Origin of the sequence: Candidatus Manganitrophus noduliformans (assembly GCF_012184425.1) — a bacterium.
GTDB lineage: Bacteria > Nitrospirota > Nitrospiria > SBBL01 > Manganitrophaceae > Manganitrophus > Manganitrophus noduliformans.
In genome coordinates this window covers 1-17,897 of sequence record NZ_VTOW01000002.1, presented here as the reverse complement: position 1 = coordinate 17,897, position 17,897 = coordinate 1, and the positions used below count along the sequence as shown (strand labels likewise).

Genomic DNA, 17,897 nt, shown 5'->3' with positions numbered 1-17,897 from the left:
AGAATGGCTCGGCAAAAAAAGAGGCGGGCCGCGGCCCGCCTCTTTCGTTTCGGGTCGAGTTCCTTAGAAGACGGTTGTCAGCAGCAGCCAAATCAGGATCAGGCTCAACGGAACCCCCAATAACCAAGCCAATACGTATACCATTTGTAACTCCTTCCTTGAATTAAGCGCTCTTCTGGAGCCGTTCATCCGTCTGCGCAGGCGGCGGAGGCCGCTTCGCGAAGATCTCCTCGGCGGCCGATTGGGTCTCTTTACGGCGGAGCGCGAAAATGTTTTCTTTCACGACCGAATCGAGCAGAATTTCCAAAACGCCTGCTTCCTTCGCCCGTCGAATTGCGATGTATGTGATCATCTCTCCCTGGTTGAGGATCACATCGTCAGAGGGATCTAAAATGGTTCGGCTGACCCGGCGTCCGATCGCCTGATCGATGCGGCGTTGCAGGAACCGGTTATGGAGCCAATTAAAATAGTCCTCTGCCTTTCTCCGAAAGCGGTCGAAACCGGTCCGTAAGTTCTCCCAAAAGCGCGATGCTTCGCTTTTCCCTCGGTCGAGGCCGGATCGACTCCGCTCCCGCATCTCTTCCATCCGCTCCTGAGCGTTTTTTCCCCACGATTCCTTCTTCTCTCGTGCGGTGGCGCCGAAGGTTCCCGATCTGCCCCGGACTCTTTCCAATGATTCGACGCTCGACTCTTTTACGCTCCGATAAGTGGAGGCCCCAGACTCTTTCATGTTCTCGTAGGTCTTCGTGAGTCCCCCTCTCTGGGCGGCAAGGGCCTCCAGGGCCGCCTCGGATACGATGATGGCGTCTTTTCCGATCTGCTCAATATATTCGAAATCGATCCGTTTCTTCCCTTCGGCCGTATCTTGGAAGAGGCCGCGTCTTACTTCAATTCCGGTTACGCCGCCGGTCGATTCACTGATCTCCAAATCGTACACCGTTCCGATCTCGTGTCCGCGGTTGGAAATCACCCTTCGTCCCGTCAAGTTAAAACCCTCTTTTTTGATCTGTTTCGGATCGATCTCATCGGAGGGCGCTTCTAAGGACGCGCTTCGTTTTAACACAATCGCATCCGGGCCGATGCTCTCAATGCTTTCAAAGGGGATCACCTCGGGGGATCGAAAAAGACCCCCCTCTTCCAGAACAAACCCGACTACTTTTCTCTGATCCGGATCGAAGATCAGATTTTCGACCTCCCCGATTTCTTCTCCGCGATCCAAGGAAAAAATCGGCATTCCGATTAACTCTCTCCCTGAGATCATGCGACCCTCCTCTGTCCTGTGTGGACGGTTTTAAAATAGCCTCTCGTCCCTCCTTTGTATGCCGCCCGAATGAGAAAGGGCAGTAAAATAATAAGCAAAAGAACCAACAGGGTGACCCCCGTGGCAAAGGGGGTCAGTGAAATGAAAAGTCCGGAGCCGGAACGATTTAACCAGCCGTCGACCCGACTTCTCTGGGGAGGTTCAGCGGGGGCGCTTCCTTCCATCCCTTCTCCCGGGGTGCTGTTTTCCACGGAAGAGGGTGGAGTTTGTGTCGGCGGGGGATTGGCACTCTGCGCCGAGGCCGCTGTCGTCCAAAACAGCAGTAAAAAGAGCAGGGACGATATCGCTACTCTGGCTGAGTTATTAGAGAATCTCCTCTCTACCATCATTTCTATACCTCATCAAGCTTTCAGGGTGCGCTGCCCTTCCGGGCTAAAACTGACCCGCGGGGTATTCGGACAAGTCCGACAAAACCGGAAGGAAAATGCGAACGCCTGCCGAAATTCGAAAAGATCCGCTTTAATTATTTGTAATTTAATCGTAGCAAATAAAGCTTAAAGCAAACAAGGGGTAGGGGAGAAGGGGGCTTAGGATAAGATCCGTTGCAATAAAAAAATAAATAGATAAATAGAGATAATTAGAGTAGATAGGTGACTTCGGCGTTCCAGAGGGGATGTATTTAGTCGGCTTCGGGCTCGCTCGATCCCTGGCGGTGGGTCACCTTATCCTCATCGAAGATTTCCTTCATATCTTCCTCGAGCTCTTCGTTATTGTTACGGATAAAGCGAAGGGGGATGTGGGTGGTTTCTTTCTTTTTCTCTTCCTTTTTCTTGTCTTGCGTCTCGTCCTGTTTCTTTTCGGATTTTCCCTTTTCTTCAGACATTTTGGGTCTCCTTAAACTGTTTGTATCTGCCATTATACACAGAGAGACCCCCCTTTGGCATCAACAATTTTCAACTGATTTTAAGGCTGAAGAAGGGGGGAGCGGTATGGGCTTAAAAATAAAAACCCGGAAGCGATCTTTCGATCTCAAAGCGGCTACAGCAACCGCGCTTCCGGGTTTCGGTGGCGCCGGGGACGTGCGTCCCTAGCATCTACCTAGTACTGTGACGCGTCAATCAGGACGCCGCCACCTCACTTGCCGTAGGGTTCGTACTGCCCACTGGACCACCTCCTTCCGCCGGCGTGGAACGTTGCGGCAAGGCCCAGACCTTGCCCCCCTCCGAATCGTCGCGCCGATCGCCGCCCGGAAGGCCGCCCCCAAGGCGTTGGGGACTCGGAAAGGTGTGTCGCCTCTCCTCAACCGTGAATATAACACAGAATTTTCCGATTTGCACCCCCCCTCTAAAACGTATTCCAGTTGAGGAAATCCCTTTCACGATAGAGCCGTTCCAGGTCGAGCGGGACGGCAATCGCATGCCTTCGGAGAAAGGAAACGATCGGTTTGAGGGTAAGTCCGACGGCCGCCAAATAGTCCCCCTCCAGCCGTTCGATAAAGCGCCGTCCTTCCCCCTGAAGAGAATAGGCCCCGGCCTTATCGAGCGGCTCACCGGTCGCGACATAACGGTCGATCTCATCCTCAGCGATAGGCTTCATCAAGACCCGGATGGTCTCTACGCTCGTTTCAGTAGGGGGCTGATGCGGATCGATCAAGGAGACCGCCGTCCAAATTCGATGAGAGCGGCCGCTTAACCGGCGCAAAATCCGCTTGGCATCCTCCGGGTCGCGCGGCTTTCCGACCTTTTCCCCTTCACACTCAATCAGGGTGTCGCTCCCGATAATGACCCCTTCCGGAAATTCTTTGACGACCGAACGGGCCTTCCCTTCGGCAAACGCAGTCACCTCTTCGGCAATAGACCGCCCTTCGCTGAGGATCTCCTCGAAATCGGGAGGGACGATTCGAAAGGGGAGGCCGAGAAGGGAGAGGATCTCTCTGCGGCGGGGAGAAGTTGAGGCGAGGATGATCTCTCGCCGGGCGCCGGAAGGAGGGCTCATCGGTATGAAACTTCGCTCAGGAAGGGGGCGAGCAGCGCTTCGACCTCATCGACGTTGCGGACACGGACCAGCTTCTCTCGCAGCTGGCTTGCGCCGGGAAATCCCTTGCAGTACCAGCCGAGATGTTTTCTCATCTCGGCAAACCGGGAGAGAGGACGGCTCTCTTGAAAGAGGCGGGCATGCTCCAGCGCCGCCTCCAGCCGCTCCAGGGGAGAGGCCGGCTCGTCCGGGATGAGTTCCGGTTCGTGATGGCTGAGTGCCTCGCGGAGAAGGCTCTTTTTTCGAAAGATCCACGGATTTCCAAGGGCGGCCCGTCCGATGAGGACCCCGTCGACGCCGCTCTCGCGAATGCGCTGGGCGGCCTCGTTGAGCGATCGAATATCGCCGTTTCCAAGGATCAATGTGCCGGAGCCGCGCGCGATGGAGGCCGCTTCGGCGATCGCCTTCCAGTCGGCAGCGCCGCGATAGCCCTGGTGCAGGGTTCGGCCATGGATAGAGATGGCGGCCGGTTTTTCTTCCAACAGGTGGGAGACCCACTCTTGGATGACGACGCGATTGACGCCGATCCGTGTCTTGACCGAAACGGGAAGAGGACGCCGCTCGGAAGGGGGGAGCTGTCCCACCTCTTTTCTGCGGGTGAGCCATTCACCGATTTTGGGGTGAAGATCGACCATCGGAAGCGCGCCGCCGGCCACCCAGGCATCGATCCCTTGCCGGGCCGCCTGGAGAATCGCTTTCGCGCGGGGGGGATCGGCGATGAGCCCGGCCCCGCATCCCTTGGAGGAAACCGCCTTGGCGGGACAGCCCATGTTGATGTCGAGGCCGTCGAATCCCAACTCGCAGACAAGCTGAGCGATCAGAAAGAACGACTCCGGGTTAGAGCCATAGATCTGGGCGACAATGGGGCGCTCGATTTCATCGAAGACCAACCCCCCCAACTCACTCTCGGCGCCATGGAGGATTCCTTCCACGCTGGTGAACTCGGTCACAATCAGGTCGGGTTTCCCGTGGGTCGCCACGATCCGCCGAAAGCAGGGATCGGTCACCCCGTCCATGGGGGAGAGGGCGATGATCGGCTTGGAGATGTTGTTCCAGAAATGCACGTTTGGCTCCTGAATAACCCGTTCTTTTATACCATAACATGGCTTCCGCTTCAAAGGGGGAAAACGTCGCGCTTCAAGAAGAAAAAACATGACAAGGACAAAAGCCGTGTTATAAAATAACCTTTTGCGGAATCGCTTCTATCGGAAAGGAACGACATGGATGATTTTCTCTTTTTAGACGGGCTGACCCCGCTTCAGCGGCGGTTGATCGATATCTGCCGCGCGGAAGCGCCGAATGATCGGATCTTGATTAACGCGAAAGATATTCTCAAGGTCTTGGCGCTCAACGATTGGAAGATGGACGAGAATGACTTTGAATATGATTGCGAGGCCCTTAGCTCTTACGTCGAGCCGATCGAGTCATATCCCCCGGACAGCCTCGGATATGCCTACCGGATGATCCTCCAGCTCGGTCTTCCGTGGCGCTGCCGGTATCCCCATTTTGAGCTGCGCGGTATGTATGGCGACCCGCATGATGAGGTCCCACAGGGACCCGAATATGTGGAGCTTCGGCTCTCTCGTTTTTCCCATATCGTCATGCCGGTCGGAAAGGCCCCGCTTCTTCCCCTCGCCCTTTTGAACGGCGCGAGCTTGCCCGATGGAAGACAGATCCCTCCGCATCATTTGGAAGAGCTTTGGACCGCCTTCGAGCAGATCCGGCAATCGCCGGAGCTGCCGCTTGATGAGCTGATGGAGTTTCTCCCGGGACCCGACTTCGCCTCCGGCGGGGTGGTCGGCGGACACACCGCCGTCCGCGCGCTCTACGCGGATGGAAAAGGGGAGCTGATCCTGAGGGCCGACATCCAGACAGAGATGGAGGGGGCCCGGACCCGGCTCTCAATCAACTCGCTTCCCGACGGGGTGTTGGTGAGGACGGTGATGCAGCAGCTTCGCTCATTGCTGGAAGAGGGGACGATTCAACTCCACCTGCTCAAGAACGCGTCGGAGCGAAATCAAATCAGAATCATTCTTGATGCTCCCCGGCGCTGGTCGGCGGAGGCCCTCAAAGAGATCCTCTTCAACAAGACAGATCTGGAAAAACGGGTCCTCTTTCACTGCTCGGCGTCGGATGCCTCCGGATGGAAAGGGGGTGTCTCATTGATCGAGACGCTGAAGCAGGCGACCGCGCGCTGCACCCTTTCATGGGAGAGAAAAGACGACGAACCGATTGAGCATATTCCGCTGCTCAGGGAGATCCAAGAGTTCGGCGGCTACAAAAGCCCGTTGAGCGACCTGATCGATCCTCGGAGGAGCCGTCTTTTGAACATTTCGTAATTGAGGGAATTTCATTAAAGCGCTCTTGAATGCCCTAATTTTCCTTTTCCGATCTTCCCGCCGGAGATCTCTCCATCACGCAGAGGGGGAGGTTGATCGTTCAGCGCTCCGGCATTATAATTGTAAAGATTCGATTGTTTCAATGGCTCCGTTAGAGAAGGAAGTTGAATGGAAAGACTGACTGCCGAGCAGCTGAGGAAAGAGCAAGAAAATACCCTGTCCGCTCAGAAGCTGCATTATGGGTTTCTCGCGAAGATCCTTTTTGTGGTGATGGACCTAATATACGGGAAGGGGAGAAGCCTCAGTAAATTTAAGGTGCTCGAGGTGATCGCCCGGGTTCCCTATCAGGCTTGGGAGCATGTCGCTTATATCGCAATCACCCATACCTATAAAAAGGCCGATTTCGCCCGAAGGATTTTTGATCGGGTGCAGGAGAGCCGAATTCAGCAGGATAATGAGCAGTGGCATCTCCTGATTTTGGAAGAGTGGGTTCATCGTCTGCAGATTCGGGAGAATTTTCTCCTCTATCGGATCATTCCGCAGATCATCGCTTTTTTCTATTATCATGTTTGCTGGTTTTTATATGTCATACGTCCCTCCATGAGCTACGCATTGAATGCGCAGTTCGAAGACCACGCCGAGCATGAATACATGCGCTACGTTCAAGAACATCCGGAGTTGGAGTCGGAGCCCTTTGAGAGCGCGTTTAAATCCGACTTCGGGGATTTCAAATCGATGGCCGATGCGGTTCGTCAGATCGGCTATGACGAGCGGGTTCACAAAGAAGAGAGCCTCAGCCGAATCCGCGATGCGCGCTTTTCCTAAACCATAAAACCATTTTTTGAAAGGAACGTTCGAGCCGTGACGGCGAAAGGACGAGCGGAGTGGTTTCTTTTTGCCACGACATTTATTTGGGGCGGAACCTTTGTCATCATCAAACAGGGTCTGGTCGATCTCTCCCCCCTTCTGATGGTGTCGATCCGATTTACCCTGGCAACGCTTGTTCTTCTTCCGTTCTGCATGAAAGCGCTTCTCCGTGCCGATCGAAAGTCGATCTTCTGGGGGTGTTTTCTCGGGTTTCTTATCTTTGCCGGCTTCCTCTTGCAGACCCTCGGCTTAAAAGAGACCACGACGTCGAAGTCGGCCTTCATCACCACGATGATGGTCATTTTCACCCCTCTTTTTCAAATGCTCATTTTGAAACGGCGTCCGAGATGGGGAAATCTCGTTGGAGTGATTGTTGTTTCCGTCGGTCTCTGGTTTCTGACGAATCCCTCCGGGGGAGGATTGAACCGGGGAGATCTTCTCACCCTGCTCTGCGCCATTGTGTTCGGCCTGTTTATCGTATTGCTCGACTGGACGACCCGGCGGTATGATTTTCTTCTGATGACCTTCCTCCAGATATCCTTTCCCGCCGTCTGCGGCTGGATTCTCCTCCCTTTTTTCGAACCGCCGGTGTTCAGGCCGACGCAGGGGGCATTATTCGCGCTCGGCTACACGGCGATTCTTGCGACGGTAGTGACCGGCTATATTCAGACCCGCTATCAGCGGGACACGACGCCGACCCGCGCCGCGCTGATCTTTACCGTCGAGCCGCTCTGGGCTGCCGCTTTGGGTTATTTCTTTCTTCAGGAAACGATGGGAACATGGGGGATGCTGGGAGGGGGGCTGATTATCGGCGGGATTTTATTCTCCGAGCTTTCCGAAACGATGATGGCGCAAGGTCAGCGGTTTTACCGATCCGTCTTGAAAAGTGAGTCGACCTGATTCTCTCCTCGGAGCAAGGAGGCCGGTTTTACCGCCCGATTTCAGCCAGCGGCTCCTCGGTAATGAAGAGAGGACCCCGGGGATTTTGGATGAAGAGATTGGCCGAAGCCAACGCTTCTCGATCGGGAGAGCTCTTGCACTCCGGAGTGGTCACGAGTCCCCAATGGTGGTTATCGCGACAGGTATTCTCCAGGATCATCGCTTCTGCATGATAGAAGAGGAGGATGCCGCTGAGCATGTTCTTTCGGCAGAGATTCCGCACCAGATCGGGACGGGTCTGCGGATCGCGCACCGCAATGCCGAAGTGATGGTTCCCGAAGCAGTCGTTTTTGGAAATGTAGGGCCGCGCGCCGGCGAAGATAAAGATCCCGGATTCGCGGTTGTAGCAGACCTCATTTTCGGTGATCGTCGGCCGGCATTCGGGGCCGTAGACGACGAGGCCCGAAAGGATCCCCTCCGTGATCCGGCATTGGGTGATCGTGCAGACCGAATCGAGGACGTTCATCGCCGAATGTGGGTCGCTCCCGATGTACCGGAAGGTGATTCCGCTGATCAGCCCTTCCGGCACGTGTTGAAGGTAGAGCGGGCCGCCCCGGCGGCTGAAGATTTGGACGGCATCCCGGCCCGCGCCGATCAACCGGACGGTTTTGTGTATCAGAAAGATTTTATCTTCATAAGCGCCGGGTCGAATGAAGATCTGATCTTCCGGCTTGGCCTCTTTCAGCGCGGCGCTCGGCCTCGGATAGGCGTGGGGATCGGCGCCATCGACGATCAGGGTGCGGCCCCCGGCCGGATTGGGAGGAGGTTCCTGAATGATTGCGGAGAGAGGGGCCGTGGGAGCAGGCGGCAGGTTCGGGTCTCCCTTGCCGGTATGTTCCGAGCTTTCCTGCTGCATCGATTCGGTCCCTTCCGTTGTCTTCAATACGAGAGTATGAGCGCTTCAAGGATATCTGCAAAATAATGCAAATGCCTCGTCGAAATCAAGGTCGAAAAAAGAGGGAGCTTGGGCCCAACCGGAAAACCCTCGCATCGTATACGGCCGGGGCGGATGATTATTTGGCGCATTGGGACCGCGGCCGAACCTATCGTGTTCCGCCGTTGCTCAGAGAGTGGGTGGATCCTCTTCCGAAGGGGGCCCTGATTTTAGATCTCGGCTGCGGTCCGGGTCAGGACAGCCGTTATCTTCAAAGAGAGGGGTTCCGTCCGATCGCGCTCGACGGGACGTGGCCGTTTCTCGCTCACGCGCGCAGGCGCTCCCGTCGTCTTTCCCTGGTCATGGCCGATCTGGAGGCGATGCCTTTCCGGTTTGACGCGTTTCATGGAATCTGGGCGGCCGCCTCGCTGATTCATCTTCCAAAGAAAAAACTGGATCGCGTTTTGGTCGCGTTGCGACAGCTTATTCGATCGGGCGGGAAATTCGGGGCGACCTTCGCCCATGGAAAGGGAGAGGGATTCGCAACGCAGGGTTGGATTCCGGGGAGGTACTTTTCTTATTGGAAGAAGGATGCGTTGGCTCAGGTATTCACCCGGGCCGGCTGGAAGATCCTTTCGCTGAAGACGGTCTGCAACCGGGAGCGCAAAGGGCGCTGGCTAAACCTCATCGCGGAGAAAGCCTGAAACTTGTTTTTCTTTCCTTGACAGTTCGTCTCGAATACGATAATTCTTTAGGTCAAAATTAAAAAAAGAGGTGTTTGTGTCCCATCTGCAGAATGATTCGAATTTGGTTTGGCTTGACCTCGAAATGACGGGGCTCGACCCCAAATGTTGTGCGATTATCGAAATTGCCACCATCATTACCGATAGCCAGCTCAATATTTTGGCCGAAGGGCCCGCCATCGCGATTCATCAAGATCCGGAGGCGTTGAAGACGATGGAAAAATGGAGCCGGGATACCCATTCCAAATCGGGTCTTCTGAAGCGGGTCGGATCGTCCACGATCGATGTCAGGCAGGCAGAGGAAATGACGCTCGAATTCATCCGGCATTACTGCCCCGAAAGGACCTCTCCTCTCTGCGGCAATTCGATCGGGCACGATCGACGCTTCTTAGAGCGCTATATGCCGACGCTCTTCGAGTATCTTCATTATCGAAACGTGGATGTGAGCACCCTGAAGGAGTTGGTCCGACGGTGGTATCCGAACGGACCACCGCCGCCGATGAAGAAGGGAAACCACTTGGCTTTGGATGATATTAGGGAGTCAATTAACGAGCTGATCTTCTATCGAAATTACTACTTCGTCAAGCAATGAGAGGTTACCTGAAAACCGTAGGATCGTGTTATTGATCGATTCTCAGGCATCCGTTTCAACCGAAAGAACACGTTCTTTTTCCTTGTAAAAACGAATCGCATCTTCGACGTGGAGATCTTCAATCTGAACCCAGGCTTCCCGCCATTCTCCTTCGGAATGGGGGAGATCGATCGGGTGATTGCAGCCGGATTGTGATGACTCTTTCGTGATGCCGCCATCGATAAAACCCTTCGGCTGTTCCAGGTCGACCCAGGCATCGTCGCCGAGCGTTCCGGAAACGTCCACTTCCAACCACAATTTCTTCAAAAGAACCTCCTTGTCATGAACGAACGCAATCAAGCGGAAGAGCGAGGAAACGCTTGAGAAGCGTACAAAATTTTTAATCTTCTTTCAAGTGAAAAATAGATAAATTCTGCATTTTATGAAAGTTTTTATTAAAAAAGATGCTCCTGCACCGGTTGGGATGAGCGAAAGTGCGCAGTGGAGAGTAGGGGAGGCCGCCCTGCAATCCCGTATTTCCGGCACGCAAGGTTGAAAAGGCTCTTGATCTGATCTGAAAATATTCCTTCTCCCTCCATACGGCTCCCGAAGCGGGGGTCGTTCAGTTTGCCGCCGCGGACCGACCGGATCCGATTGAGGACTTTTTCTTTTTGGTCCGGAAGATATCTTTCCAGCCACGTTTCGAAGAGCGGCGCAACGGCATAGGGAAGCCGAAGAGGAACCACCCCGGCAAAGGCGGCGCCCGCAGCCGCGGCGGAACGGAGGATGTTCGGAATTTCATGGTCAGTCAAGCCGGGAATGACAGGCGCGACGAGAACACCCGTCGGAACACCGGCTTTCGCGAGGATCGAGACCGCCTCGAGTTTCCTATCCGGTGGAGAGGTCCGTGGCTCCAGAACAGCGCATAAGTTGCCGTTCAACGTCGTGATCGAGAGAAACACAGCAACAGATTGAAAAGCGGCCAACTCGGACAACAGGTCGAGATCTCTGACGACCCGCCGGTTCTTTGTGATAATGACAACAGGATTCCGGAACTCAAGGAGGACTTCAAGGCATTGACGCGTGAGTCGGCGCTTTCCTTCAACCGGTTGGTACGGATCGGTCACGCCGCTCATCGCCAGCACCTGGGGTTTCCAAGCGGGGCGCTGAAGCTCCTTGCGCAGCAGAAGCGGGGCGTCTTCCTTCACCATGATTTTTGTCTCGAAATCGAGACCGGCCGAGTACCCGAGATATTCGTGGGTCGGGCGCGCATAGCAGTAAACACATCCGTGTTCACATCCGCGGTAAGGGTTGATGCTCGCCTCAAAACCGACGTCCGGACTATTGTTGTAAGCGATGATGCTTCGAGAACAGTCCTGAAGAAACTGAGTGACCGGCAGAGTCATTCCGCTCTCTTCTTCTTCGATAAAACGATGCGTCTTCTCAAACCGGTTTGGGGGATTGGACGCGCTTCCCCGGCCCTTCATCATCACGGTTTCCTCATTGATTCAACTCAATGAATATAGATTTAGCCTACCCTTCCTTTCGTAAATTTGTCAATCATTATTGTATTTCTCCCGAAATGAAATTGCTTTGCTTGGGTTTCTAAGGGGGGAGACGTCCCCTGATGAGCGGGTGAATCGAAGGCGGATGTTGACGAAGCGTCTTTAGACAGGAAAGCGCAGGCTTAGAATGCCGGAGCGGCGGGGCATGTCACGCCGCGACCGGCTTGACATGCCTTCCTCTGCCCCGCAGGGGGCGGGCCGGGCGATGACTCCTGTTGCGGGCAATGACCGGATCGAGAATTTCCCCGCAGGAGAGGCATCGATAGCCGAAAAAGTGGATCTTCCCGGTATCATCGTTGATATCTTGGAATCGTTCTTCAATCATGACGCTTTTGCATCGTGGACAGTCCATGTCGTCCTCCTGATGAGATCAGTGTATTTGTGCGGCTCGTTTAGACGGTGAACCATTTATCAGAGATTCAAGGCTCTTCACGCAAGAGCGATACACCTCGCCCGATTTCTTGGTCTTGGCCAAGAGGGTGCTTCCTTCGAGCACGGCGACGATCAAATGGGCCATTTCTTTCGGATTGACCGTTTCTTCCAATGTCCCTTCCTTCTGCGCTTGTTTTAGGATGAGCGTGATCTCCCGCGCCCAGGCATCGAAGATGGCGTCCAGCTGCCGTCTGAAGCCGTCATGGTGGTCTGCAAGCTCCAGCGCCAGGTTTCCGCAAGGGCAGCCTCCCCGATATTGAGAGGCTTTCATCCGACCGTCTTGTTTTCGAAAAAGCGAAAAGAGCCGGCGGAGGGGGTTTCCATCCTGTTTCAACGTTTCTTGAAGCAGCGGAATCGTTCTGGCGGCGTAGGCGTCGATCACCGCGTAGCCGAGATCTTCCTTGCTTTTGAAGTGAAAGTAGAAATTTCCCTTCTTGACCTTGGCCGCCTTGAGAATATCGTCGATGCTGGTGCCGTTGTATCCTCTTAAATAAAACAGGTTGCACGCTGTTTCAAGGATCTTTTGCTTCGTTGTTTCGCCCTTCAGGCCCATAAAACCGACTGGTTGGTTTATTTTTAAGTACTCTATAAGAAGCGCGGGCGGTTGTCAAGAGGCGGGTTTTACGGCGGTGAAGGAGGGGTCATCAGCGTTTCTGATCCGGCATAACGTAGATGCCGATCGATCAGGGATCTGAAGGAGGCCAACTTTTCCGTGAAGGGAGGAAGGCGGTCGAGGTCGTGGAGAGGGGCCGGGAGTCGGAAGCGCCAGTTATGCAGGCCGACGGTCGCGGGAATATTGATCTGATCGGGAAGGCCGAGGATATCCTGGATCGGAAAGAGGACCAGACTCGACCCCGAGCGAATCAGCCGCTCCAAGATCGCCTGGTGTAAGCGATCCGAGAACGGCGCTTCCGGCGTCAATTCCAATCCTTCATCCAGCATGCTCAGAAACGCGGCCCGCTCTTCCAGCGAGATTTCGTTCCACCAGTTCATGAGCGTGCTGGTGTCATGGGTGCCGGTGGTGGCCAGTGAGATGAACGGATAGTCTTTCGGGTCCAAGTAGACCTGGTCGCGTTTTTCCCATCGAAGCACTTTATGCCCGGCGATTTCAAATCGAGTGAGCGTCTCGCGGACAAAGTCGGGGATGACGCCGAGATCCTCCGCGACCGGGATACACATCCCCGCCTCTTCGATGATTGCGCTGAGAAGCTGTCGGCCGCGTTTTATCTGCTCGTTCTCTTCGCTCGGCTCAAAATGAGGCGGTCCATCTTTGGGAATCACCCAGACCCGATAAAATCCGACGACATGATCGAGCCGGATCAAATCATACTGCTCCCGGGCCTGGCGAATCCGAAGCCGCCACCAGAGAAAGTTCCTCTTCTCCATCACTTTCCAATTGAAGAGAGGCAGACCCCAGTCCTGTCCTTTGTCGTTGAAAACGTCGGGGGGCGCCCCCACCGAATCGACGGCGCTGAATGAATGGGGATGGCTCCAGACATCGGCGCTGTCCCCGCTGACGAGGAAGGGGAGATCTCCCATGAGGAGAACGTTTCTCCGTTTGGCATGCTCCCGAACCTCCTTCCACTGTTCCGCGAGGGCCCATTGGAGATATTTGAAGAAGAGGAGTCGTTCTTCCTCCTGGTCCTGAAGCTTCTTCAACTCCGGTTTACTTCTGTTCCGGTAAGGGGCCGGCCATTCCTTCCAATAGCGCCAATCGTTTTTTTCTTTCAACAGACGAAAGAGCGCGTAATCCTCGAGCCAGTCGGAATGCGCGTCGATGAATCGTTGGAGCGATCGCGCGCGGCCGGTGTTCTTTTTCCACTCCTCATCGAGAAAAGAGCGGAACGTCTGCTCCAGGAGGGGGGCTTTGAGCCGGCGGATCGCTTCATAGGAGACATCTTTATTCGCACGTAATCGGTGAAGCGTCTCTTGTATGGAAGGGGATGAGAAGGTTCGGTTGGCGGCATCGCTTTTCTTGAAATCGTCCCAGGCGAGCAGGGAAAGATAAATCGGATCGAGCGCGAAGCCGCTCAATGCTTGATAAGGGCTTGTCTCCATCGGAGAGGTTTCATAAACCGGAAGGATCTGGAGCAGATGGAGATGATGATCGGCCATCCAATCGATCACCGGGAGCAGATCGAGGATCTCTCCGATTCCGAAGTTCGTCTCGCTCCGAATGGAAAAAAGGGGGATCATGGTCCCGCAGATTTTTCGGTTCAGAGAGGCGGGCCGTATGGTGTGTTGATCGGGATGATTTCTCATGGATGACGGATTGATTGTTTGATGGCCACAAAAGTCGGCTTGGCGCAAGCGCCGGATCTTTCCTAGAATAGAGAAACGGATCGTCTCGTGTCAAGGGCTCGATCGGATATTCGCGGTTCGATCGAGCCCATGGAATTGCATCGGATTACCCGATTTGAATATACTGAAAGTAGAGATCGCATTTTGCGGGAGGATTTCCCCTTGAAACAAAAGGGGAGGTCGGTGCATTCACCCTCGGAGGAATGGAGATGTTGGAAACGATCATTGTTATTTTATTGGTGTTGTGGCTGCTGGGCGTCGTGAGCTCTTACACGCTCGGCGGCGCGCTGCATATGTTGCTTGTCGCGGCCCTGGTGATTTTAGTCGTCCGGCTCGCGACCGGGCGCCGGATCGCGTGAACGGAAGGGGTTCAATCTGTGAACATTAGGCGATTTTCAATTGGCCCCCCGGATATTGCCGCGGGAGGAAGAGGGTAAATGTGGTTCCTTGGCCGGGATGACTGGAGACGGTGATTTCTCCCTTTAAGATTTCCACCGACTTTTTCACGATCGCCAAGCCGAGTCCGCTCCCTTTTGAGGTACGCTGGGATTCGGACGTTCCTTGCCAAAAGGGATCGAAGATGTGGGGGAGGTCGTCTTCGGAAATGCCGATTCCTGAATCGCTGATTTGAATGAGCACGCCGTTTCGCTCCGGGATTTCCGTCGCAGAGATCCGCACAAAACCGTTTTCCGTAAATTTGGCGGCGTTGCTGAGAAGGTTTTGAAAGATTTGCCTCAGGCGGGTGCTGTCACAGTAGAGCATTCCGGGATAGTCGATCTCCACCTGAAGCTCGGTTCCCTTCTCCAGGAAGAGCGGTTCGAGATTGATCGCCATTTTCGTGACGAATTGCTCCAGCTCGATCTCTTCCAGATGGAGAGAGATCTCTTTTGATTCGATCCGGGCAAGATCGAGCAGGTCGTTGATCAGCTGGCCTAAGAGATTTGCGTTTTCCTTGATTCGACTCATCGGAAAGACCTGTTTTGATTCGATCGGTCCATAGGTTCCGTTAAGGATCAAGGAGAGATAACCGATGATTGAGTTGAGAGGGGTTCGCAATTCGTGCGTGATAAACGAATAGAATCGTGTTTGCCGGCGTTGGGATTCTTCCAATTCGATGCTTTTCATCCGGAGCGCCTCGTTGGCCCGCTTCATTCCTTCGAAGAGCCGAGCCACTTCCAGGAAAGGGGCGAGATGATACGTCAGAGGAACGACAAATTCAAGCGCCTGCGCCGGCCGCTCTAATGCCTTCGCACTCCATAGGTTCAACGTTCCAATCAATTTCCCCCGCACCAACAAAGGCAGAATGAGATACGACCGTACGCCGGTTCTCGCTAGTTTGCGCTCGGACTCCGTGACATCTTCCCCGAAGAGATCGGCCTGAAGAAGCGGTTCCTGCTTCAGGGTCAGGCGCGAGAGGAGGTTGAGATCGGTCAGGGGCCAGGTGTAGTTCTCCGGCAGCGGATTTCCTTCTCTTCCCTTCACCCGGTAAAAGTGAACTTCTCCTTCTTCTTTGTAGATGGCGATGCTCGCCCAGTCGAAGGGGGTGTATTTTTGGATTTCTCGAAGGAGGAGATCGAAAATTTGGTCGACGTCGGGGCTGAGATTAATCGCCTGGCTGATCGCCCCGAACTGCTCCGCATATCGGCTGACTTCCATGAAAAGCTGGGCGTTCTTGAAAGCAACCGAAGCGTTTGCGGCGAGGGTCTGAAGCATAAAGAGCTCGGACTGGGAATAAGCTTGGCCGTTCTCTTTCTGGCCAAGGTAACAGATCCCGATTAGACGGGTCTCGAAGCTCAAAGGAATGCAGAGAATGCTTCGGAGATCCCGCATCTGCTGGGCCAGAGGAAGCGCCGCTTCTTCCCACTCGAGCTCTTCAAGGGAAAGAATCCGATTTTGCTGTTCCAACCTCTTTACGAGAGGATGTTCACGAAGGATGAGAACATCGACTGAACCCTCTTCATGGCCGGTGGTCCGATGGAGGCGGTAATTTTCCTTTCCATCTGAAAGGAACAGAGAAATCGAAGTGGGGTGGAGCGTCTTCACCAAGGTGGTAAAAAACTTCTCCGTTAGATCTTCAAGATGGAGAAATTGGACGACCGACCGGCTGAATTCATGAATCGATTGGTAATGGCGGGACCGCTCGCGAAAAATCGAGCGCTCCACCCACTGCTGCGTCAGCGGTTTGATGTTCGCGAAGACAAGAAGAATGACGGCGAAGAGGAGAAAGCTGGCGATATTGGCGGCATGAAGAGGGAGAACCTGCTGAAAGAATTCGGTCAAAAGAAAAAAAGGAATCGCTGTGATAAGCAGGGTGAGAAAGTAGACGACTCCTTTTTGAATAACAATTTCGATATCAAGGAAGCGATAGCGGATGATTGCATAAGTGAGAGTGGCAACGTATAAGGGAATAAGATAGGTCGCGTAAGCGCTCAGGGAGTCGATCTCCATATTGAAATCGGGTAGAAAGTTAGTTGTTCCTCCCGCGAAGCCGATGAGGGTAGACCAAAAGAGAAGCCGGATATGATTCTTTTCTAGTCCTGATGTTTGTCGATAGCGTCTTTGAAGAAGGTAAAAGGCAGCTAACAGGTCAGCGCTAAAAAGAACTAAAAGCAAAGGGTAAAGTGGGCCAGGATTAACGAAATAGGCCGATTGATGTTTGATTGAAACCCCCTGAACCATCCAAGGGGTTAGGTTGGCCACAAAGAGGAAGAGGGAGGCTGCATAGGAGGGCAGGATCGGCCAACGGTTGCGTATTTTCAGGAAGGCGGATACAAAATGGAGAAAGAGAGAAGGGATAAAGACCGTTCCTGCAATCGTAACCCGGGCCCAAAATAACGCAGTCTCCTCATCTGGCGTGGTGAGATAGAGCACACGTCCTCCGGCCCAGACGGCGATGCCGGTCGAGAAGAGGACGAATTGTCTGTTCACCCTTTCTTCGGGTCTGTGTAGGAAGACGCCGATTCCAATGAAGAAGACTGAAATAAAAGTAATGAAAGAAGACAACGCGTAAGCGTTCATCAGTAGTGCACTTGCTAAGGTGAGCGTGAATAGGAAAATAAAGAAAAGAAATACGCGACACTCCTGAAGTTATAAGTAGCACATTTGAAAATCGAAATCTAGACGCAAAATAAGAATTGGCGATAAAGAGAATTATTCCTATGGATTTTTAGGTGACTCGCAGTAAGGAAGGAGAAGATCTCGAACCGCCTGAGGGGCTGCCACCGGTTTTCCATCTTTTTCGGCGGAAGCAATGATTTGTTTTCCGACGGCGATGGTACTTCCTGTCTCTGCATTGGAAAAGATGAATTTGAGTTCGGCGCTCGCTCTTCTGATCCAGCCGACGGTAATCGTTATCTCGACCTCATCATAAAGTTTCGCTTCTCCCTTATATTCAAGTGATGCTTCAACGGTGAGGAGCCGATACCCAGCCGAGAAAAAGGATTCATGAATGGGAACGGCCGTGCGGAAAAACTCTTCTCGTGCGTCTCCCTGCCACTCAAAGTACTTAGCAAAATAAACGTTTCCTTGAGCGTTGGTATCGGAAAGATAGACCCTTCTCCGGAAGATGAATTTATTCCCGATCTTCTTGTTTGGGATTTCTTTTATTTTTAAGATCGTTTTTAAATGAGTTGACATGATTTTCTCCTGGGTATAAATACTAATTTATGTAAATCAAGGGTTATCAACTCTAACATAAGATGTCGTCCCGTTGGAGTTTAGTGATGGAGTTCGGAATGCCTACCAGGAATCAAATCGGAGAAGAATGATGAGGATGTGATATGGATCACATTCTAACAGGATTAAAATAAAGATTCAAGTTATTTTTACGTAGTAACTATTTAACTGTAAAAACCAAGATTTGATCTGACATTTTATGTTGGGGTTCCTGGATGTTTGGTTTCTCCTGATTGTCAGATCGTCTTATGCGACGAGCATCTTCTCCTTGGCCAGAGGCAGACTGTCGATGAATG

General features: G+C 53.5%; 19 protein-coding genes. 7 read left to right on the top strand and 12 right to left on the bottom strand.

Features of this window, described 5'->3' with window-relative positions; all coding sequences use genetic code 11:
- Nucleotides 1-163: 163 nt before the first annotated feature.
- Nucleotides 164-1,261 (bottom strand): PRC-barrel domain-containing protein, encoded by a 1,098-nt coding sequence (locus MNODULE_RS09370; RefSeq protein WP_168059282.1) that lies wholly within the window; start codon nucleotides 1,259-1,261, stop codon nucleotides 164-166.
- 141 nt (nucleotides 1,262-1,402) lie between these two features.
- Here MNODULE_RS09370 and MNODULE_RS09365 point away from each other — a divergent pair, with 141 nt between their 5' ends.
- On the top strand, nucleotides 1,403-1,819 hold the full coding sequence (locus tag MNODULE_RS09365; protein ID WP_168059281.1) for a hypothetical protein: 417 nt from the start codon (nucleotides 1,403-1,405) through the stop codon (nucleotides 1,817-1,819).
- Nucleotides 1,820-1,940: 121 nt separating this feature from the next.
- Here MNODULE_RS09365 and MNODULE_RS09360 read toward each other — a convergent pair whose 3' ends face one another.
- The 3 genes from MNODULE_RS09360 to MNODULE_RS09350 all read right to left on the bottom strand — a co-directional run bounded on the left by MNODULE_RS09360 (nucleotide 1,941) and on the right by MNODULE_RS09350 (nucleotide 4,359).
- Entirely contained in the window at nucleotides 1,941-2,144 is a 204-nt protein-coding gene (locus tag MNODULE_RS09360) for a hypothetical protein (protein WP_168059280.1), read from the bottom strand.
- A 461-nt stretch (nucleotides 2,145-2,605) separates the two neighbouring features.
- Nucleotides 2,606-3,256: a Maf family protein gene (locus MNODULE_RS09355; protein WP_168059279.1), complete on the bottom strand. Its 651-nt coding sequence runs from the start codon at nucleotides 3,254-3,256 to the stop codon at nucleotides 2,606-2,608.
- A complete protein-coding gene (locus tag MNODULE_RS09350) occupies nucleotides 3,253-4,359 on the bottom strand; it encodes a tRNA-dihydrouridine synthase (protein ID WP_168059278.1) in 1,107 nt (368 codons plus the stop codon). Before MNODULE_RS09350 ends, MNODULE_RS09355 begins: the two co-directional genes overlap by 4 nt.
- 156 nt (nucleotides 4,360-4,515) lie before the next feature.
- On the opposite strand from MNODULE_RS09350, the gene MNODULE_RS09345 reads away from it, so the two are divergent.
- The 3 genes from MNODULE_RS09345 to MNODULE_RS25260 all read left to right on the top strand — a co-directional run bounded on the left by MNODULE_RS09345 (nucleotide 4,516) and on the right by MNODULE_RS25260 (nucleotide 7,401).
- A complete protein-coding gene (locus tag MNODULE_RS09345; RefSeq protein WP_168059277.1) occupies nucleotides 4,516-5,634 on the top strand; it encodes a DNA gyrase subunit A in 1,119 nt (372 codons plus the stop codon).
- Between the two features lie 168 nt (nucleotides 5,635-5,802).
- On the top strand, nucleotides 5,803-6,459 hold the full coding sequence (locus MNODULE_RS09340; protein WP_168059276.1) for an alternative oxidase: 657 nt from the start codon (nucleotides 5,803-5,805) through the stop codon (nucleotides 6,457-6,459).
- A 36-nt stretch (nucleotides 6,460-6,495) separates the two neighbouring features.
- Entirely contained in the window at nucleotides 6,496-7,401 is a 906-nt protein-coding gene (locus MNODULE_RS25260; protein WP_168059275.1) for an EamA family transporter, read from the top strand.
- A 28-nt stretch (nucleotides 7,402-7,429) separates the two neighbouring features.
- Here the strand turns inward: MNODULE_RS25260 and MNODULE_RS09330 are convergent, their stop codons facing one another.
- Nucleotides 7,430-8,296, bottom strand: a complete 867-nt coding sequence (locus MNODULE_RS09330) for a right-handed parallel beta-helix repeat-containing protein (protein ID WP_168059274.1) — start codon at nucleotides 8,294-8,296, stop codon at nucleotides 7,430-7,432.
- A gap of 65 nt (nucleotides 8,297-8,361) precedes the next feature.
- Here MNODULE_RS09330 and MNODULE_RS09325 point away from each other — a divergent pair, with 65 nt between their 5' ends.
- Both MNODULE_RS09325 and orn read left to right on the top strand, forming a co-directional pair.
- Nucleotides 8,362-9,018 carry a class I SAM-dependent methyltransferase gene (locus tag MNODULE_RS09325; RefSeq protein WP_168059273.1) on the top strand — a complete coding sequence of 219 codons (657 nt, stop codon included), beginning with the start codon at nucleotides 8,362-8,364 and terminating at the stop codon, nucleotides 9,016-9,018.
- Nucleotides 9,019-9,103: 85 nt separating this feature from the next.
- Complete coding sequence (gene orn / locus MNODULE_RS09320) at nucleotides 9,104-9,649, top strand: oligoribonuclease (RefSeq protein WP_238339500.1); 546 nt, start codon at nucleotides 9,104-9,106, stop codon at nucleotides 9,647-9,649.
- Between the two features lie 42 nt (nucleotides 9,650-9,691).
- Here the strand turns inward: orn and MNODULE_RS09315 are convergent, their stop codons facing one another.
- From MNODULE_RS09315 to MNODULE_RS09295, 5 genes are all read right to left on the bottom strand, one after another.
- Entirely contained in the window at nucleotides 9,692-9,955 is a 264-nt protein-coding gene (locus tag MNODULE_RS09315) for a hypothetical protein (protein WP_168059272.1), read from the bottom strand.
- Between the two features lie 128 nt (nucleotides 9,956-10,083).
- Nucleotides 10,084-11,118: a PA0069 family radical SAM protein gene (locus MNODULE_RS09310; protein ID WP_168059271.1), complete on the bottom strand. Its 1,035-nt coding sequence runs from the start codon at nucleotides 11,116-11,118 to the stop codon at nucleotides 10,084-10,086.
- Nucleotides 11,119-11,341: 223 nt separating this feature from the next.
- On the bottom strand, nucleotides 11,342-11,545 hold the full coding sequence (locus MNODULE_RS09305) for a hypothetical protein (RefSeq protein WP_168059270.1): 204 nt from the start codon (nucleotides 11,543-11,545) through the stop codon (nucleotides 11,342-11,344).
- Nucleotides 11,546-11,563: 18 nt separating this feature from the next.
- Nucleotides 11,564-12,178: a TetR/AcrR family transcriptional regulator gene (locus MNODULE_RS09300; RefSeq protein ID WP_168059269.1), complete on the bottom strand. Its 615-nt coding sequence runs from the start codon at nucleotides 12,176-12,178 to the stop codon at nucleotides 11,564-11,566.
- 68 nt (nucleotides 12,179-12,246) lie between these two features.
- Nucleotides 12,247-13,887: a 4-alpha-glucanotransferase gene (locus tag MNODULE_RS09295; RefSeq protein WP_272953255.1), complete on the bottom strand. Its 1,641-nt coding sequence runs from the start codon at nucleotides 13,885-13,887 to the stop codon at nucleotides 12,247-12,249.
- Nucleotides 13,888-14,135: 248 nt separating this feature from the next.
- Between MNODULE_RS09295 and MNODULE_RS09290 the strand changes: the two genes are divergently transcribed.
- A complete protein-coding gene (locus MNODULE_RS09290; RefSeq protein WP_168059267.1) occupies nucleotides 14,136-14,285 on the top strand; it encodes a lmo0937 family membrane protein in 150 nt (49 codons plus the stop codon).
- Nucleotides 14,286-14,310: 25 nt separating this feature from the next.
- Here the strand turns inward: MNODULE_RS09290 and MNODULE_RS09285 are convergent, their stop codons facing one another.
- Both MNODULE_RS09285 and MNODULE_RS09280 read right to left on the bottom strand, forming a co-directional pair.
- The gene (locus MNODULE_RS09285; protein WP_168059266.1) at nucleotides 14,311-16,944 is read right to left on the bottom strand and encodes an ATP-binding protein; all 2,634 of its coding nucleotides are present in this window, start codon (nucleotides 16,942-16,944) and stop codon (nucleotides 14,311-14,313) included.
- 138 nt (nucleotides 16,945-17,082) lie between these two features.
- A complete protein-coding gene (locus tag MNODULE_RS09280) occupies nucleotides 17,083-17,562 on the bottom strand; it encodes an acyl-CoA thioesterase (RefSeq protein WP_168059265.1) in 480 nt (159 codons plus the stop codon).
- Nucleotides 17,563-17,897: the final 335 nt, after the last annotated feature.

Bases quoted from the DNA above. Each gene is read 5' to 3' on its own strand.
- MNODULE_RS09365 (WP_168059281.1), top strand. From the start codon at position 1,403: ATGAAAAGTCCGGAGCCGGAACGATTTAACCAGCCGTCGACCCGACTT.
- MNODULE_RS09360 (WP_168059280.1), bottom strand. From the start codon at position 2,144: ATGTCTGAAGAAAAGGGAAAATCCGAAAAGAAACAGGACGAGACGCAA.
- MNODULE_RS09370 (WP_168059282.1), bottom strand. From the start codon at position 1,261: ATGATCTCAGGGAGAGAGTTAATCGGAATGCCGATTTTTTCCTTGGAT.
- MNODULE_RS09280 (WP_168059265.1), bottom strand. From the start codon at position 17,562: ATGTCAACTCATTTAAAAACGATCTTAAAAATAAAAGAAATCCCAAAC.
- MNODULE_RS09355 (WP_168059279.1), bottom strand. From the start codon at position 3,256: ATGAGCCCTCCTTCCGGCGCCCGGCGAGAGATCATCCTCGCCTCAACT.
- MNODULE_RS09285 (WP_168059266.1), bottom strand. From the start codon at position 16,944: ATGAACGCTTACGCGTTGTCTTCTTTCATTACTTTTATTTCAGTCTTC.
- MNODULE_RS09310 (WP_168059271.1), bottom strand. From the start codon at position 11,118: ATGATGAAGGGCCGGGGAAGCGCGTCCAATCCCCCAAACCGGTTTGAG.
- MNODULE_RS09345 (WP_168059277.1), top strand. From the start codon at position 4,516: ATGGATGATTTTCTCTTTTTAGACGGGCTGACCCCGCTTCAGCGGCGG.
- MNODULE_RS09290 (WP_168059267.1), top strand. From the start codon at position 14,136: ATGTTGGAAACGATCATTGTTATTTTATTGGTGTTGTGGCTGCTGGGC.
- MNODULE_RS09325 (WP_168059273.1), top strand. From the start codon at position 8,362: ATGCAAATGCCTCGTCGAAATCAAGGTCGAAAAAAGAGGGAGCTTGGG.
- MNODULE_RS09305 (WP_168059270.1), bottom strand. From the start codon at position 11,545: ATGGACTGTCCACGATGCAAAAGCGTCATGATTGAAGAACGATTCCAA.
- MNODULE_RS09295 (WP_272953255.1), bottom strand. From the start codon at position 13,887: ATGAGAAATCATCCCGATCAACACACCATACGGCCCGCCTCTCTGAAC.
- MNODULE_RS09340 (WP_168059276.1), top strand. From the start codon at position 5,803: ATGGAAAGACTGACTGCCGAGCAGCTGAGGAAAGAGCAAGAAAATACC.
- MNODULE_RS09300 (WP_168059269.1), bottom strand. From the start codon at position 12,178: ATGGGCCTGAAGGGCGAAACAACGAAGCAAAAGATCCTTGAAACAGCG.
- MNODULE_RS09330 (WP_168059274.1), bottom strand. From the start codon at position 8,296: ATGCAGCAGGAAAGCTCGGAACATACCGGCAAGGGAGACCCGAACCTG.